This is a genomic window from Paraniabella aurantiaca (assembly GCF_050309965.1).
Classification (GTDB): Bacteria; Bacteroidota; Bacteroidia; order Chitinophagales; family Chitinophagaceae; genus Niabella.
In genome coordinates, this window is sequence record NZ_JBLOSY010000001.1 from 305,117 (window position 1) to 321,521 (window position 16,405).

General features: G+C 40.7%; 12 protein-coding genes. 9 read left to right on the forward strand and 3 right to left on the reverse strand.

The genetic code is table 11. The annotated features are described in order from the left end of the window. Positions 1 to 26 precede the first annotated feature (26 nt). From ACLOAU_RS01330 to ACLOAU_RS01340, 3 genes are all read left to right on the forward strand, one after another. Positions 27 to 773: a CDP-alcohol phosphatidyltransferase family protein gene (locus ACLOAU_RS01330; protein WP_427860021.1), complete on the forward strand. Its 747-nt coding sequence runs from the start codon at positions 27 to 29 to the stop codon at positions 771 to 773. 2 nt (positions 774 to 775) lie between these two features. Then, positions 776 to 1,468, forward strand: coding sequence for a 16S rRNA (cytidine(1402)-2'-O)-methyltransferase (gene rsmI / locus ACLOAU_RS01335; protein ID WP_427860022.1), 693 nt, complete (start codon positions 776 to 778; stop codon positions 1,466 to 1,468). 261 nt (positions 1,469 to 1,729) lie between these two features. Beyond that, positions 1,730 to 3,565 (forward strand): M1 family metallopeptidase, encoded by a 1,836-nt coding sequence (locus ACLOAU_RS01340; RefSeq protein WP_427860023.1) that lies wholly within the window; start codon positions 1,730 to 1,732, stop codon positions 3,563 to 3,565. A 155-nt stretch (positions 3,566 to 3,720) separates the two neighbouring features. Here the strand turns inward: ACLOAU_RS01340 and ACLOAU_RS01345 are convergent, their stop codons facing one another. Then, positions 3,721 to 5,298 carry an IS1182 family transposase gene (locus ACLOAU_RS01345; protein ID WP_427859941.1) on the reverse strand — a complete coding sequence of 526 codons (1,578 nt, stop codon included), beginning with the start codon at positions 5,296 to 5,298 and terminating at the stop codon, positions 3,721 to 3,723. Between the two features lie 258 nt (positions 5,299 to 5,556). Between ACLOAU_RS01345 and ACLOAU_RS01350 the strand changes: the two genes are divergently transcribed. Beyond that, positions 5,557 to 8,052 (forward strand): XrtN system VIT domain-containing protein, encoded by a 2,496-nt coding sequence (locus ACLOAU_RS01350; protein WP_427860024.1) that lies wholly within the window; start codon positions 5,557 to 5,559, stop codon positions 8,050 to 8,052. Positions 8,053 to 8,113: 61 nt separating this feature from the next. Then, the gene (locus ACLOAU_RS01355) at positions 8,114 to 9,253 is read left to right on the forward strand and encodes an archaeosortase/exosortase family protein (RefSeq protein ID WP_490390942.1); all 1,140 of its coding nucleotides are present in this window, start codon (positions 8,114 to 8,116) and stop codon (positions 9,251 to 9,253) included. On the opposite strand, the gene ACLOAU_RS01360 is transcribed toward ACLOAU_RS01355, so the two are convergent. Next, positions 9,215 to 9,496 (reverse strand): hypothetical protein, encoded by a 282-nt coding sequence (locus ACLOAU_RS01360; RefSeq protein ID WP_427860026.1) that lies wholly within the window; start codon positions 9,494 to 9,496, stop codon positions 9,215 to 9,217. The genes ACLOAU_RS01355 and ACLOAU_RS01360 overlap by 39 nt on opposite strands. A 218-nt stretch (positions 9,497 to 9,714) precedes the next feature. Between ACLOAU_RS01360 and ACLOAU_RS01365 the strand changes: the two genes are divergently transcribed. The 3 genes from ACLOAU_RS01365 to ACLOAU_RS01375 all read left to right on the forward strand — a co-directional run bounded on the left by ACLOAU_RS01365 (position 9,715) and on the right by ACLOAU_RS01375 (position 13,615). Beyond that, positions 9,715 to 11,661, forward strand: a complete 1,947-nt coding sequence (locus ACLOAU_RS01365; RefSeq protein ID WP_427860027.1) for an SdrD B-like domain-containing protein — start codon at positions 9,715 to 9,717, stop codon at positions 11,659 to 11,661. 135 nt (positions 11,662 to 11,796) lie between these two features. Continuing rightward, a complete protein-coding gene (locus ACLOAU_RS01370; RefSeq protein ID WP_427860028.1) occupies positions 11,797 to 12,168 on the forward strand; it encodes a BlaI/MecI/CopY family transcriptional regulator in 372 nt (123 codons plus the stop codon). 1 nt (position 12,169) lies between these two features. After that, positions 12,170 to 13,615 (forward strand): M56 family metallopeptidase, encoded by a 1,446-nt coding sequence (locus ACLOAU_RS01375; protein WP_427860029.1) that lies wholly within the window; start codon positions 12,170 to 12,172, stop codon positions 13,613 to 13,615. 79 nt (positions 13,616 to 13,694) lie between these two features. On the opposite strand, the gene htpG is transcribed toward ACLOAU_RS01375, so the two are convergent. Continuing rightward, a complete protein-coding gene (htpG, locus tag ACLOAU_RS01380) occupies positions 13,695 to 15,581 on the reverse strand; it encodes a molecular chaperone HtpG (protein ID WP_427860030.1) in 1,887 nt (628 codons plus the stop codon). A 448-nt stretch (positions 15,582 to 16,029) separates the two neighbouring features. On the opposite strand from htpG, the gene ACLOAU_RS01385 reads away from it, so the two are divergent. Then, positions 16,030 to 16,371, forward strand: coding sequence for a cupin domain-containing protein (locus tag ACLOAU_RS01385; RefSeq protein WP_427860031.1), 342 nt, complete (start codon positions 16,030 to 16,032; stop codon positions 16,369 to 16,371). Positions 16,372 to 16,405 lie beyond the last annotated feature (34 nt).

Sequence of the window (16,405 nt, forward strand, 5' to 3'; positions counted from 1 at the left end):
TGGACTATTGACAATGGTCTTATAGTATGAAACAAATTCCTAATTTATTTACACTACTGAACCTGGTATTTGGATGCATCGCTATCATTTATATTTTTAAAGATGATGGATTCATGTTTAAAAATGATGCCGGTACTTTCTCTATGGGGTTGATAGTGGCAGGAGTATATATATTCCTTGCAGCGGTGATTGATTTCCTCGATGGTTTTGTAGCAAGGTTATTTAAGGCCACGTCCGAAATGGGCGCTCAGCTGGATTCGCTGGCAGATGCAGTAACCTTTGGAGTAGCGCCGGGCATGATCATGTATCGCCTGCTGCAATTGGCTTTAACCAAAGCTGCTTTACCGGTTAGCAATATATGGTATCTGTTGCCGGCACTATTAATTCCTTGTTGCGCAGTATGGCGTTTGGCAAAGTTTAACCTGGATAAAGAACAGACTTATTATTTTAAGGGAGTGCCTACGCCGGCCGCAGGTTTAACTATAGCTTCGTTACCCTTTATTGTCAATACAAACAATAGCTGGGCAGAAGGATGGCTTTCTAATCCCTATGTTTTGTATGTAATCATTGTCCTGATATCTTTTTTAATGGTATCCAATATTCCATTGATCAGCCTTAAGTTTAAAAATTTTAGTATAAAAAGCAATACGGATAAGTTTATTTTGTTGCTGGTCGCTGTGTTGTCAATCATCTTTTTAAAATGGCTGGCAGTACCGGTTATATTTGTCGCTTACGTACTGCTATCTTTAATTTTCAGACCTAATAAAGCTTAGTAATGTTGTATCTTGTTCCAACACCCATCGGTAATCTAAAAGATATAACGCTCAGAGCGCTGGATGTACTGAAAGAGGTAGATGTCATACTTGCAGAAGACACACGCACCTCTTCACACCTGTTAAATCATTACAATATTTCCAAACCACTCACTCCTTATCATCAGCACAACGAACATAAAATTGTAGAACACCTGGTGCAGCAACTGGCAGCCGGTAAAAAAATGGCTTTGATAACCGACGCAGGAACACCAGGTATTTCAGACCCCGCTTTTTTATTGGTGAGGGCCTGTGTGCAGCAGGGTATCGAGGTGCAAAGTTTACCAGGTGCCACGGCTTTTGTCCCGGCATTGGTAAATAGCGGGTTACCCACCAATAGCTTCTGTTTTGAAGGTTTTCTGCCTTTGAAAAAGGGACGCCACACCATGCTCGAAAAATTAAAAACCGAAGAGCGAACCATGATATTTTATGAGTCGCCCATGCGGTTAGTTAAAACGCTCAACGATCTGGCAGCTTATTTTGGTGCCGACAGGCCATGTAGCGTAAGCCGCGAACTAACCAAAATGTTCGAAGAAAATAAAAGAGGTACACTGGAGGAAGTGGCTGCTTATTTTTCTCAAAAGACGGTGAAAGGAGAGATTGTGCTGGTTGTAGAGGGCTTTAATGGAAAGCGGGTTGCGAATAGTGAAGAGTGAATAGTAACATGATGAATAAAAGCGGCAACCTTGAATGAATAGCTATAAAGGATCGGTAAGTGTTTGCAAATGAATATTTTGCTCTTCTTTTGAGAGAAAGGTATTTATTGTTTTGATCATCTGGTTGGTTAATTCAGAAATCGATAATATTTAAATTGTAGTAAAAGCGCTGCGGTATCGCGGCGCTTTATTATTTGAACGGTTAGGATTCCCTTAACTTATATTTTATATTAGCGCTTTTCGTACTTAAGGATAACGATTATGATCAGGAAACTTGTGACGGTTGCTTTGGCCGGTTTTTGGGGAACAATTGCTTTGGCTCAACAGGGATATTGGCAGCAGAAAGTAAAATATGTGATGGATGTGGACATGAATGTACAGTCCAACCAATTTACCGGGAAGCAGAAGCTAGAGTATTGGAATAATTCTCCCGACACGTTAAAAAAGATATTTTATCATTTGTACTGGAATGCTTTTCAGCCGGGAAGTATGATGGATAACCGTAGCCGTCGCCAGGGTGAAATTAGCATTAATGGAAAGCCAGATTGGGATCCGAGGGTGAGAGGCCGTATTGATAGCCTAAAGCCAGAGGAAATAGGCTTCCAGAAAGTAAAGTCTTTAAAACTAAATGGTGTTCCGCAGAAATTTGAGGAGCTGGAAACTATTTTAATGGTACCCCTGACTAAAGCTATTTTACCAGGACAGAAAGTAGTGCTGGACATGGAGTTTGAAGCCCAGGTACCTCTGCAAATCAGGAGAAGCGGAAGGGACAATCCTACAACAAAAGTTCGCTATTCAATGAGCCAGTGGTATCCGCGTATCTGCGCTTATGATAAAGCAGGCTGGCATCCTACTCCTTATGTCGGCAGGGAGTTTTATGGTCCCTTTGGTGAATTTGAAGTAAATATCAGTATTGACAGAAATTATATACTGGGTGGTACCGGTTATTTGAAAAACGCCAACCAGATTGGTTTTGGCTATGAGACCGCCGGCGTTAAACCAGTGGTACCTGCCACTGAAAAACTTACCTGGAAATTTACAGCTTCTAACGTACATGACTTTATGTGGGCTGCAGATCCTGAGTTTATTCATAAGACCAAACAAATCAAAGACGGCATTACGCTTCATTTGCTGTATAAAACCGCAGGAAAAAAAGAAGCAGACTGGGAGAATATATTAAGTCAGGCCGAAAAAGCATATCCTTTTATGGAAAAACATTTCGGTGCTTATCCCTACAAACAGTATTCTTTTATTACAGGTGGCGATGGGGGTATGGAGTATCCAATGGCTACCTTATTGGCCAGTCCCGGCGCCTGGCTACATGAATGGTTTCATAGTTGGTATCAGGGCGTGCTGGCTACCAATGAAAGTCTCTTCCCGTGGATGGATGAAGGATTTACTTCTTATGGAGAGAACATTGTAAGCGTTTGGTTAAAGAACGGTAATAGAGACACGGCTAACCTGGCTGATTATAACAGTTATTACAAACTGGCGCGTAGTAATTTTGAAGAGCCGTTGGCCACTCATGCAGATCATTTCAATACCAACGCCGGATATAGTATCGCAAGCTATTCAAAAGGAGCGGTTTTTTTAGAGCAGTTGGGTTATATAGTTGGAGCATCAAGTCGGGATAAGATCTTACTGGATTATTACAATACCTGGAAGTTTAAACATCCTAATGTGGATGACTTTATACGAATTGCCGAAAAGGTAAGCGACATGAAACTGGACTGGTACAAGGAGTTCTGGGTAAATAGTACAAAAACGATCGACTATGCAATTGACAATGTGTGGGAGGAAAATGGAAAAACCCAGATTCGTTTACGTAATAAAGGACTGATACCTATGCCTGTTGATTTAGTAATAACCAGGGAAGACGGCAAGCAGGAATTGTATTATATCCCGATGGATCTGATGTACGGTGTAAAACCGGAAGAGAATGCAATGCCCCGTAAAACTTACCCCGTGTGGCGCTGGACCAGTGAAACTTATGTAGTCTCTACCGACTTAAAGAAGGAAGACATCGCTACCATTGAGATCGACCCGAGCCAGAGAATGGCGGATGTTAACCGGCAGAACAATAAGCAAAACTTCTAAATGCGGGGCTGACTAAAAAGGTCAAACGTCTCAATATTTGAAAAAGTACAGTTCACTTATATGGGCTGTACTTTATTTATTTAAGTTTTCGGTTTCACAATAATATCTGCAGTAATAGGGGATATTATGAGTGATAAACGTACTTTTTTTGTTTATCAGGCTGCTTTATTGAGTTTTTTTATTGATACTTTTCTCAGGTTGTGTGCCATAGCTACCAATATAAACTCTGTTTTTACTTTTTGAAGACCTCGCAGGTGGAAGCGACGGAAGTCCATATTGTGTTTTATATCTCCAAAACAGCTTTCGATCTCTGTGCCTCTTTGTTTTTTCAAGGACTGTCCCAGTTCTGTGTGAAGGTTTTGCCTTGCCTGCTGCTTAAAGGCTTCCAGTTTTTCGTTGATCTCTATCTTTCGGTTCTCCCCTTTAGTCGATTTACAACACTGTTGATAAAAAGGACAGCCGGAGCAATTATTACATTCATAAACTTTTACCTCTGATTTGTAACCGGTACGTTTATGCGTTTGTTGGTGTTTGCCTTTAAAAATAAGTAGTTGCTTATTAGGGCAGCTATAAGTATTTGTGAGTATATCATAGATAAAGTTGTCCTTTAGAAAAGAATTTTGCTGATAAGCTTTGGTTTGTTCTTTGTGATATAGCGGGAACTTCATATAACTGGCTATTTCATTTTGTTGTAGCAGTTCATAATTCTGCTCTGTACCAAAGATGCTGTCAGCAATAATCCTGTCGGGCTGGCAAGGTTGTTGGCTGGCTATGGCGTGCAGGTGATCATTAAAGCAGGCTCCATCGTTGGTCGATTGATGAACGCTCACCCCGGTAATAAACTGATCCTCGCTACCTGCCAGTACATTGTAGGCTGGCAGTACTTCTACCTTATTTTTCATCATCATAGCTGTGGCATCGGTATCAGTTTTATTGTAACCACTACGGTTGCCGGCTTTTTGAATCTGATTGTTATACTTTTCTATCTTGCCTTCAGCATCTTTTAACTTCTTTTTCAGTGTGGTGGCCTTGCGTCGTTTGCTCTTTACAACAGTATTGCGTATGACATCGTTGAGTGTAGCTGCCTTTTGGGCTATTGCTTCCCGGCTCACGGTAGCAGCTTGTCCATGTTCTTCCAGATCAGCTTGCCCATAGGCTTTATCTTCCTGCCGGTTCAGCTCATCTATTTGCTTAAACAACTCCTGGCATTTTTCTACAGCCTTCAGACCATACCGCTCTGCATTTTTCTTCCATACCATTTTATGCTGATTGGCATCTGCACGCAATGTTGTTCCATCGCAAAAATAATTTTCCAGCTTGATATACTGATGAGCTACCAAAAACTCCAACAGCTCTTTAAACAATGCTTCTATTACCTGTTTGGCTTTGCTGCTGCGGAAGTTATTAATCGTACGAAAATCAGGACGGTTCATAGCTGAAAGCCACATAAAATGAATGTCCTGGCTCAGTGCCTTGGCTATCTTGCGGCCAGTATAGATCTTTACACAATAGGCATATAATAACACTTTTAGTAACATCCGGGGGTGATAGCTACTGGTGCCGCCACCTTTGTATAAGTTGATCAGGTCGCTGATATCCATCAACTCAACTACCTCATTAACCACCCTTACAAGGTGATCCTTGCCTATTAACTCTTCCAGTGAAGGTGGTAACAATAAATTTTGTTGAGGACTATATTGCTTAAATACTACAGAAGTTTTTACTTTAGCCATTGTAATTTTTGTGTGGTAACTAAAATTACAACTCAGCCCCTTTCTCACAAAGAAAAGGGCTGACCTTTTTGGTCAGCCCCCGGGAATAATTTTGAAATGTAATTCCAATACTCTTACTTTGTATCTCAAAGTGCTTTTTATTTTATCTGATGCCGGGTAGGTGAAGTCCGGCCGCTGTTTGGCCGGGATGATCAGATGTAGATAAGAAGTTTTTTTTAATCAATTGCTTTGTATTGCAAAGTACTTTTAATATTAATTATGAAATCATCACTGCGTCAATTGAATGCTTTAAGCTTACTAGGAATAGGCATTAGCCTGGTATTGGCAATCATATATACCAAGGGTTTTTATCAAAGAGAGGGTATTGTTTCTGAATCTATGGGTATTTTTTTTGCTGGGTATTTTGTTACCATCATTTACATAATAGTCAATTTTCTTTCTGGTGAAAGAGGCACCGATCCGTACAGGAATAATGTGGTTATCGCATTAAGTTGTTTGATGTGGTGCGGCTTTATATTAAACAGGGATATGCGATTGGTTCCCGAAATATCAGGCTTTTCTTTAGCTACCTTGACTATGTTGTTTGTAGTAGGTATAGCTGTACAATCATCTATCAAGTACAATTGGGTTATAAAACTGTTGTACTTTATGTATGGCATCGCCATGTTTATGCTATTGCTGTTTGTTATATACTTTGTGGTATTAATGCCTATGGGACTTATTGGTATGGTAGCACTGGGAATGGGAGGCTTGGTATTTCTGCCATTGATTTGTTTTTGTTATTTCGGTAGCCGCATTGCCAGGGATTTAAAAGACCGCCGTGAAATGATTTATCCTTTCTTTTCCGGCTTTGGTGCCGTAATCGTATTTGTTATTATAAAAATTATACTGCTCACTACAGCAGTAAACAAAGTAGAGCGTTCGCTGGCACTTACACATTACAACCATAAAGCTGACTTACCGGAGTGGATAACGGTGACAAAAAACCTGGAGTTAAACGGTACACTCGAAGATATTATTCTGTACAACTTAAGTACTCCATTTTTTCAGGATTTGGCAAGCGAAGATCTGTTTCGTTTTAATACGGGCTCTAACAGAGCCTTTGAATTTAAGCATAATCCGATAGCTGAGCTCGCCTATGTATTTGTACCCAGGTTGTCGTTAACTGAAGATGAAATGCTATCTGTGCTGGGATTTTATTATAACCACAATTATATTAAGGAAAAAAGGCTATGGGATGGTGAATCCGTTAAGACCAATAAGCTTTGGAGTGAGGTAATGTTATACCCTGGCTATCACCTCGCTTATACAGAAACCATCTTCAATATAACTAATACTGGTTTTGGAAATGGCGAAGCGATCTATACCATATCCATGCCGCCTCATAGTATAGTAACCTCTTTGTCTCTTTGGATAAATGGTGTGGAGGAAAAAGCGGTATTAACATCAAAAGAAAAAGCGGAAAAGGCCTACAATAACATAGTAGGTGTACAGCAGAGAGACCCAAGCCTGGTGCAGTGGAGAGAAGGAAATAAAGTAAGTCTTCGTGTTTTCCCGGTTACCAAAGAGATGCCACGTAAAGTGAAAATAGGTATTACAAGTCCGCTTGAACTCAATGGTAAGGAACTGGCCTATACACCTATAAAAATTATAGGACAGGATATTCAAAATGCGGAACGGATGGTGAAAGTTCAAACTATTGATGATAGTGCAATACCAGATAATGGAATATTGAAAAAAGATGAAAATGGTTGGTGGGTACGACCGGAATTTGCAAGTGACTTTAGGTTGACTATTCCTGTAAAGCCTTTATCCAGCAATACTTTTAACTGGAAGGGGCGGGAGTACACTGCCATGCCTTATAAAAAACTGCATGATAAAAAAGCGTTCGCTACCCTGGTATTAGATGTAAATAAGGCCTGGTCGCAGGAGGAGTGGAACACGATAATGGCTATAAACGGCCCGGACAAAAAAGTATATTTCAATAACGAATGGAAAACGGTTGCTCCTGCAAACAGGGATGAATTATTTGATGAACTGCACCGCCAGAATTTTTCATTTATTCCGGTCGCTTCGTTAGATAGTACTACGTTAGTAGTTACAAAATCAACATCGGTGTCGCCAAATTTTGAAGATCTGCTGGATACGGATTATGGCAGAATCATCACCAGTAAAATGAACCAGGGGCAACGTTGCGCAGTATATCATTTGTCAGCTTTTACTAATGATTTCTGGAATACGCTCAATGAAAGAAAATGGATTCTTTCTGACTACGGCACCACTCGCGAGCTTAAAGCATTATTGGAAGAAGGTGTTTTTATCAAAGACAACATCATAGATAACTCGATAGATATTCCGTTTGCCGGATTGTCTATACGGGAACTACCTGCTGATTCAAAAGGCGCAACTGGCAATGGCACCAATCATTTGTACCGGATGTATGCCTATAACAAACTAATGGGAAACTACCACTTTAAAGACAGTTCAGAAGCACTTATAAATAAGGGGTACCTCGAATTAGCCAAGGATGCCAATATTGTAAGCCCGATCAGTTCGCTGGTAGTTTTAGAAACCCAGGCCGATTATAAGAATAATGCGATCGATGTTAAGAACAATGGCCTGGGAAACGCGAATATGAAAAACCATGGCGCTGTACCTGAACCACATGAATGGGCATTAATCATTATTGGGGCAGCAGGCTTATTGTATTACGTCTATAAAAGAAAAAAGCATGCATGGGCGTTTAAGGCATAACCTCACTTTTTTAATTCCGTTATGTCTGCTAATCATTGTAACGGTAATGCATGCAGGGGATATGAAATATTACATTCAAAATGAATGGATGTATATGGCCTGCTCATTGATATTGGTACTATTGAACCGAAGTGCAGTATCTTTTTCACTTTCCAATATTGTATCGGGCATATTGATATTATTATGTGCTGCCGGTGCTTTTCTTTTAGGCTATCGCTCATTATTTTTTTTAACTATTGTATCGGCTATTATTTTATTGGCAGGAAGCTATGCCAGAAAGGATGTGCTGCTCCCTATGCTTTTGGTATGGCTAACTTCTCCCGCACTTCATAGTTTTTTGCATGGCTACAGTGCCCTTATAAAGCAGCAGCTTGCAACATGGGTGTATATGATCGCAGGTAAAATGATGGCTATACAATCAGCAGGGCAGGGCATACTACATACATCGGCAGGTGGTATAACCATTAACGATGGGTGTATGGGCCTGGACATGCTAAAGGTGAATTTTTTTATAGCGGTGATGATCCTTTTTGTTAAAGAAAGAAAATTGAAGATACAACACAGCCCGCGACAGGTGTTTTTTCTCTTGTTGATTTCTATTGTGCTGAATATGGTCAGCAATACTTTCAGGATCATCATTCTGGTGTGGTCGGGCCAGGTTCAGGATGGGTTAACGCATCAGGCTATTGGCATGATTTGCTTTGCTTTTTATAGTGTGCTACCTCTTATTTGGATATCCGATCGCTTAAGGGGAAAGGCTTTAGTTGATGGGAATCATCCGCCAGCGCGGTCGCCGTGGTTAAGGTTAATAATGCTAACCCTTTCATTGGTTATTCTAATGGCGAAGCCAGATACGGCAAACATGATGTTGCCGGTGGCACAAAAAATAGCCAGGCAAAGAAATATGTGTTTAGAAATGATCAGTAACGATGTGATTAAACTGTCTGATGCGAAAAGAATCATTTACATCAAATCAGCGTCACACAATCCAATGATTTGCTGGACGGGTGATGGCTACCAGATTTTGCCTCAGCAAAAAACAAAAGCTTATACCCACGACCATGTGGTAAAAAATGCTGAGGTTTTGAATAGCTATTGGTGGTATCAATGCGGCACAAAAAGAACTTCTTCACTATTGAATGCTATTATTACAAGTGTAATATCAGCCCAGCCCGTCCAGCTGGTTAATGTTGCAATGTAAGTGCTTTTCTAATATACAATCGGCCTGGATAGCGCTATATCCGGCGCCTGGCAAAGAAGCTAAAAAGAAATGACCATCACCGCAATTTTCATTCATGTGGAAAATGTATGGCAACTGCATAAATTCGATAACATCTAAAACTACAGCGAAAGAAAAAGGCATTTCACCTGCTACAGCCACCGTTTCACCGAATAAATCTGATTCGCCTCTTAAATAGATAATAGATTCGCAATCTAATGTCATAACGCCTGGATTCTTATAAGGTTTTAATGGCTTTAACCTTCTTCACAAATAGTAGAACGAGTTTTAGCAATATCTGATGCCAGATAAGAAGCGTCAGGCAAATATGCATTAACAGAGAGTTGTTGGTAGATGCCGGTAAACCTGTACAGTATGGTTTGGGCGTTGCTAACGATTCCCGAAGTCCTCTAAGATATTCTAAACAAAAAAATGTCCAGATCATGAAGAGGATCCATTCTATCTGTCTGTCTATGACAGTTGTATTTTCTGTAGCCTGTTCGCAGGCGTTTAGCCAGGTTTATCGAACTATTTTGTACAGCAGCTTTGGCACCGGATCAACAAATCCGTCAACCAGTCCGGCCAGCGATATTTTACCGGGCGCCACTTCCTACACGGCTCAAACGGGATCCGGCAGTACTACTGATGGTAATTATTCGGTAGTAAATGCAACGCGCGGTTATAGCTCTTTATGGATCGCGGGTGCGCCGGATCATACAACTGGTGATGTTAATGGATATATGATGTTGATTAACGCAAATCCAGCAAAGAAGGGACAGATAGGGGGAACTTATTTTTTATATACAACATCAGCCTTTGATATTCCAGGTGCCGAATACGCGATTGATTTTTGGGCGGCCAACCTCTTGCAAAACAGTATAAGCACAACTGTTTATAAGAACAGCATGATCGGTTTAGCAGTAAGCCCGTCTATAACTAACGCCAGTGCTGCCTACTCTAACAGTAGCTGGACCCTGGCCAGATCGGCCAGCAATACAGCGTTAGCATGGGAAAATCATAATCTTCCTTTTACATTGCCTTTAAGTTATACCGGAGCTGCTTTGTACTTTAATTTTTATAATTCAGACAATGATCTTGTATCCAATACCAATGGCAATGATCTTGTGTTGGATGATATCACCATCAAGATTAGGGTAAGCGCACTTTCGGGTACCGTGTTTAACGACCTCAATGGTAATGGTATTAAAGATGGAAGTGAAACCGGTATTAATGGCAGTACTACTCCGTTGTATGCTTATATCGTTAAAACCGACGGAACGGTAATGGCAAAAGTTGCGGTATCAGCTACTGGTACCTATAGCTTTAATGAAGCTGTTGCAGCAGGTACAGGTGTACCTTACATTGCGTCGAACCAGGGATTAAAAGTTTTATATTCTACTGCAAACGTAGCGGTAGGGGGCTCAGTACCCGCTGCTGTGCCACCTGTCGGGTATGGTATACTAAGAGAAAATGTAAGTGGCAATACAACCGGCGGGGCTGTTGATAATACTTCCGGGGATGGGATCATTAATCTTACCAACACCAGCACTGATAAAACAAATCTTAATTTTGCTGTAAATGCCTTACCTGAGGCTTATCCTGAAAATAAATTTGTTTCCGGCAAACCGGTTTTAACCAACCTGAGCGATATTCCTTTAGAGGGCCGCGATCCGGTAGACCAGCCCGTTAAAACCAGCTGGAGCGGTAGAAGCGTAATATTAAATCCACCCAGCAACGGTTTTATATTAAAGTATAACGGAACAGTAGTAACCGGTGATTTCCCGGTAGCTAATTACAACCCTGCTTTATTAACTATAGAGCCTGGTCCTTCCACCCCTGGCAATGTTACTACTACTGTCTTTACTTATAAAGTAGTGGATGGCGTAGGTCTGCAGAGTTCCCCTGTTAACTATACGGTTAGCTATGCTACCAGTCTGCCTGTTGTATTCGGAACCATAGAAGCCAACTTGTCGGGCAGCGCCCTTACAGTAAACTGGCAGGCTGTTTCCGAACTGAACAATGATCATTATGAGATTGAAGCTTCTTATGATGGAACTAATTTTATTAAGATAGGAGAGGTTAAAACCCAGGTACCCGGTGGTAACAGTGAGAAAGCATTGCAATACAGTTTTACTAAAACTTTACCAGGCCAATTAGCAGGCATTGGTTTGTGTGTGTTAGCATTGACGGGATTTCTTTTTAATAAGCGTAGCCGGGTTGTATTTGCATTAATAATGTTAACGTCAGTAATCATCTTAAATACCGGCTGTACTAAAAAGGGGGATGATGTTAGTGGTTATACTAACCAGGATGTCTTTGTACGAATCAAGCAGACCGATAAAGATGGTACTGCCCGCTATTCACAGGTAGTGCAGGCTATAAGAAAATAATTTTTCAGATGAATGTTTAGAAGCTGTCTTTATTAAAGGCAGCTTTTTCTTTTGGGTATAAGGTAGCTTTCAATAAAAAATTTGGAGGAATAAAATTTTATTCTACATTTGTAGAAATAAATCTATAGTTGTAGAATGGTTAGGTTATCCAAATCCGAAGAGCAGTTAATGGAATACATCTGGCAGAAGGAAAAAGCTTTTATGAAAGACCTGATTGAAAGCTTTCCTGATCCGAAGCCGGCAAGCACTACTGTAGCAACCCTTTTAAAACGCATGACGGATAAAGGCGTTATTGCATTTAACCAGTATGGAAATTCACGCGAATATTATCCCTTAATAAAGAAGGCGGATTATTTTTCTACTCACGTTAGTAGTATGATCAAAAATTATTTTGATGATTCTGTGTTGCAGTTTGCTTCTTTTTTCACCAAAGAAACCAACTTGACCAAGTCACAGTTGGAAGAATTGAAGAAAATCATTGATTCTGAAATCAAAAAAAAGAAATGATATGCTTGTCTATCTTTTAAAAATGATTGCCTGCAGCGCTGCTTTTTACGGGCTTTATGTGCTGTTGTTTAAGAATGAAAAGATGTTTGTTTTTAACCGGTTTTACCTGCTGGCTGCTTTAATAGTTTCATATATTATTCCCTTTATCACATTTACGGTATATGTAACGGTTGATGACAGCTATATTATAAATAGTGTAGGGCAGCCAATTAAAGAGCAGTACAGTTGGAATGACTATGCGATGATTGTGCTGACTACTATATCAATATTGGGAAGTTTGGTGTTATCAGTGAGGTTTGCGAAGAATTTAATGCGTTTGAAAAGAATAGCAGGAAGAAGCCATAAGCGCGTCGTTTTTAAGGGCGTTAAAATTGTTCTTTTAAGGGAGCCAGTGGTACCGTATAGCTTCATGAATACAATATTTTTAAATAACGACGAATACCGGGATCAGCGTATAGAAAAAGAAGTGTTAGAGCATGAGCTGGCGCACGTAAGGCAAAGGCATTCCTGGGATATTTTGTTTGTTGAACTATTACAGGTCTTTTGTTGGTTCAATCCTATCATCTACTTGTACAAGCGATCTATAAAAATCAATCATGAACTGCTGGCCGATGCCGCGGTGGTAAAGGAACTGGATAACATGCGCAGTTACCAGCATCTTTTACTTCAACGGGCAGGCGCGCAACCTTCGCAGGCATTGGCCAGCAGCTTTCATTTTTTCATCACCAAAAAAAGAATCATCATGTTACAAAAGAAAGCGAACCCGGTTATAGCCGGCCTGAAAGCCACATTATGCCTGCCACTATTAGGGTTAATGGTTTTTATGTTCAGCGAGCGAATCTATGCCCAGGCACCACCGCCACCACCCAAAGCTTCACCTCCTGGTAAAGTTTCCAAAGGCAAACCTTCAGATGTAGAAGTTTTCATTGTTGAAACCCGGAATGGCAAAGATAGCAGAGCGGTAATTAAATATAAGAATGGCAAAGAGGTAAGCGGAGATGTTTCCACACCCGAAAACAAAATGGCTTTCGAAAAAAAATACGGAATAGAACTTCCGCCACCACCGCCACCACCACCGCCACCTGCTCGCAAAAGGAAAATGGCTCCACCACCACCACCGCCACCAACGGTAACCAAAATAGAAGCTCCATTGCCACAGGCTCTGACGCCAGTTTCACCTAAAAAAAAGATATCGGCAGAGCTACTTACCCAGCCCAGGCTTGCTAAAGTAGAAAAAATGGCTCCGTTAACGTCGATACTGCCACCCACTCCACCAAAGGAAAATAAGGTAGCAGCTACAGCAGTCACGCCAGTCGAGTCACTCTCTGCCGAACTCGTTGCCCATATCTTACAACATGTAGAACATCATTATTCAGCGATTGCAGTACCAAAAGACACGCCTGACCGGGGTATTGATAACCCCATCAAAACCAAGTTTAATTTTTAGTTGTCTATAATCGGAGATAACAAAAATCGCCGGGCAAAAATTGTCCGGCGATTTTCTTGAAATTCTCTATCGTGATCATTTAAATCAGCTTCACACTTCTTTCAACAAAGGCGGTCAAATCAGCACCAGTCAACATGCCTTGTGCTAATAGTGCCAGGTCAAATGCCTGCTGTGCCAGGGCTTTCTTCGCATCGCTATTGGTTTCAGCTAATATTTTAGTCGCCAACGGGTGGTTGGCATTAACGGCCACTTTATAACGATCGGGCATAGAGCCATAAAAGTTCATACCACCGCCCATCGCCGCCATATCTTTCATCCGGCGCATAAACTCATCCATGGTAACAGTAACGGGTAGTCCATCTGCTGAAAGGTTTTCAATGCTTACCTCCATGCCTGGTTTAGTGATAGCTTCCTTAAATACCGTTTCCAGCTCCTTGCTTTGCTCTTCACTTAAGCTGCTTTCAATTTTCTCATCTTTATCGATCAGCTTCTCCACTACATCCGCATCTACGCGTTTGATCTGGGTTTTTTCCAGATCGCGTTCCAGGTGGCTTACAAAGTGATTGTCCAAAGGACCATCTAATAACAATACATCGTATCCTTTCTTTTCTGCCGCACTGATATAACTATGCTGCCTGTCTGCGTTGGCTGAATAGAGGAATACTACATTACCGTCTTTATCAGTTTGAGCAGTTGCTACTTTCTCACGATACTCTGTTAAGGTAAAGAAGTCTTTGTTTACATTATTCAGTAATACAAAATCCTTCGCACGTTCTGCAAATTTGGGTTCGCTAACAATACCATATTTTACAAATACGCCGATGTCATTCCACTTCTCTTCGTAGCTCTTACGATCGTTCTTAAATAGCTCTGCTAACTTATCAGCAACCTTTTTAGTAATATAGGTATTGATTTTTTTCACATTGCCATCGGCCTGTAAAAAAGAGCGAGATACGTTCAGCGGGATGTCTGGAGAATCAATTACACCATGCAACAGCATCAGGAACTCCGGCACAATATCTTTTACATCATCGGTAATAAATACCTGGCGGCTGAATAATTTGATCTTGTTGCGTTGTATTTCAACATCATTTTTGATCTTAGGAAAATACAGAACACCTGTAAGGTTGAACGGATAATCCACATTCAAATGGATCCAGAATAAAGGATCTTCTGTAAACGGATATAACTCTTTGTAGAAGCTTAAATAGTCTTCATCCTTTAATTCAGACGGCGCTTTCGTCCAGATAGGTTTAACCGTATTGATTATATTTGGTTTTTCAACCTCTTTATATTTGGGTTTGCCTTCCTCATCCTCACCATCAGGCTCGCTTTCTGTTTTGGTGCCAAATTGAACGGGAACCGGTAAAAACTTAGCATACTTATCTAAAATAGTTTGCAGCTTGTAGTTTTCTAAAAAGTCTTTATTTTCTTCGTTAATATAAAGAATGATATCTGTACCACGCTCAGTACGGTTTCCTTCGCTCAATTCAAAGGTGGTGCTGCCATCGCATATCCAACAGGCCGGTTCTGCGCCCTGCTGGTAACTTAAGGTCTGGATCTCTACCTTATCCGCAACCATAAACGCAGAATAAAATCCTAAACCAAACTGGCCGATAATTTCATTGGCATCTTTAGCCTCTTTGAACTTTTCAAGGAATTCGCTGGCTCCCGAAAAAGCAACCTGGTTAATATATTTTTTAATCTCCTCAGCGGTCATACCAATTCCATTGTCAGAAATGGTAATCGTTTTAGCCTCTGCATCCAGTTTTACCTGAACCAATGGTTCTCCCAGCTCGCCCTGGAACTGGCCTAAAGAAACCAGTCTTTTCGCTTTCTGGATCGCATCTACGGCGTTAGAAACCAATTCACGAAGAAAAATTTCATGATCACTGTACAAAAACTTCTTAATGATAGGGAAGATATTCTCTGTGTGGATTGAAATAGTACCTTTTTCCTGAACCATATATTGACTTTTTTTCCGATTTCAATCAAAATTGATACCGTTATAGATTAAAAGTCAGATTGTCAGATTTAGTGAAAATAATTCAGGGATGGGGAACTAAATGCAGGATATTGTGCTGGATACCAGATCTGGATTAGCTACTGGATGAGGGTATTGGATGTCAGATGGATGGTTGATACTGGATATTTGATATCTGTTAGTAGAGAAATTGTACTGTTCGCCAGTGAATGCACATTTATAAAGATGATGGCTAAAAGACTTATTACTGGTCTTGTAAGACCACATGTTGGTAGCAGAATATGTAAAAAATATCTGCCAGCCCTGTAGGGCGTCATATAAAACCGGCCAAACCAGCAAGCATGCAATTAAAGTGCTCAATGCTCCGATATTAAATCGTCTTCGTGCTGTACCCGAAATCCTGGTTATTAGGCATTTGCTTTATCTTAGTATGATGTATAATAAAATTTTTTTTCAGGTAAACAGCGATATAGAGTGGAAAGAGCTGGGCAATGGTGTATCCAGGCAAATACTGGGACATGATGGACAAATGATGATGGTAAAGGTGAAATTTGAATCCGGCGCCGTGGGTGCTATGCATCAACACCCGCATGTGCAGGTGAGCTACGTAGAAAGTGGTGCTTTTGAACTGACCATAGGCGAGGAGACCAAAATTTTAAGGCAGGGCGATGGCTATTTTGTACCACCCAATGTATTGCATGGATGTTTATGTATAGAGGCGGGTGCATTAATCGACGCGTTTACTCCCGCCAGGGAAGATTTTCTTGTTTAGTAGCTATAATCTTATCGAATAATGGCCGGGGCTG

Excerpts from the sequence above, each read along its gene's own strand:
- ACLOAU_RS01330 (WP_427860021.1), top strand. The coding sequence starts at position 27 with ATGAAACAAATTCCTAATTTATTTACACTACTGAACCTGGTATTTGGA.
- rsmI (WP_427860022.1), top strand. The coding sequence starts at position 776 with ATGTTGTATCTTGTTCCAACACCCATCGGTAATCTAAAAGATATAACG.
- ACLOAU_RS01340 (WP_427860023.1), top strand. The coding sequence starts at position 1,730 with ATGATCAGGAAACTTGTGACGGTTGCTTTGGCCGGTTTTTGGGGAACA.
- ACLOAU_RS01345 (WP_427859941.1), bottom strand. The coding sequence starts at position 5,298 with ATGGCTAAAGTAAAAACTTCTGTAGTATTTAAGCAATATAGTCCTCAA.
- ACLOAU_RS01350 (WP_427860024.1), top strand. The coding sequence starts at position 5,557 with ATGAAATCATCACTGCGTCAATTGAATGCTTTAAGCTTACTAGGAATA.
- ACLOAU_RS01355 (WP_490390942.1), top strand. The coding sequence starts at position 8,114 with ATGAAATATTACATTCAAAATGAATGGATGTATATGGCCTGCTCATTG.
- ACLOAU_RS01360 (WP_427860026.1), bottom strand. The coding sequence starts at position 9,496 with ATGACATTAGATTGCGAATCTATTATCTATTTAAGAGGCGAATCAGAT.
- ACLOAU_RS01365 (WP_427860027.1), top strand. The coding sequence starts at position 9,715 with ATGAAGAGGATCCATTCTATCTGTCTGTCTATGACAGTTGTATTTTCT.
- ACLOAU_RS01370 (WP_427860028.1), top strand. The coding sequence starts at position 11,797 with ATGGTTAGGTTATCCAAATCCGAAGAGCAGTTAATGGAATACATCTGG.
- ACLOAU_RS01375 (WP_427860029.1), top strand. The coding sequence starts at position 12,170 with ATGCTTGTCTATCTTTTAAAAATGATTGCCTGCAGCGCTGCTTTTTAC.
- htpG (WP_427860030.1), bottom strand. The coding sequence starts at position 15,581 with ATGGTTCAGGAAAAAGGTACTATTTCAATCCACACAGAGAATATCTTC.
- ACLOAU_RS01385 (WP_427860031.1), top strand. The coding sequence starts at position 16,030 with ATGATGTATAATAAAATTTTTTTTCAGGTAAACAGCGATATAGAGTGG.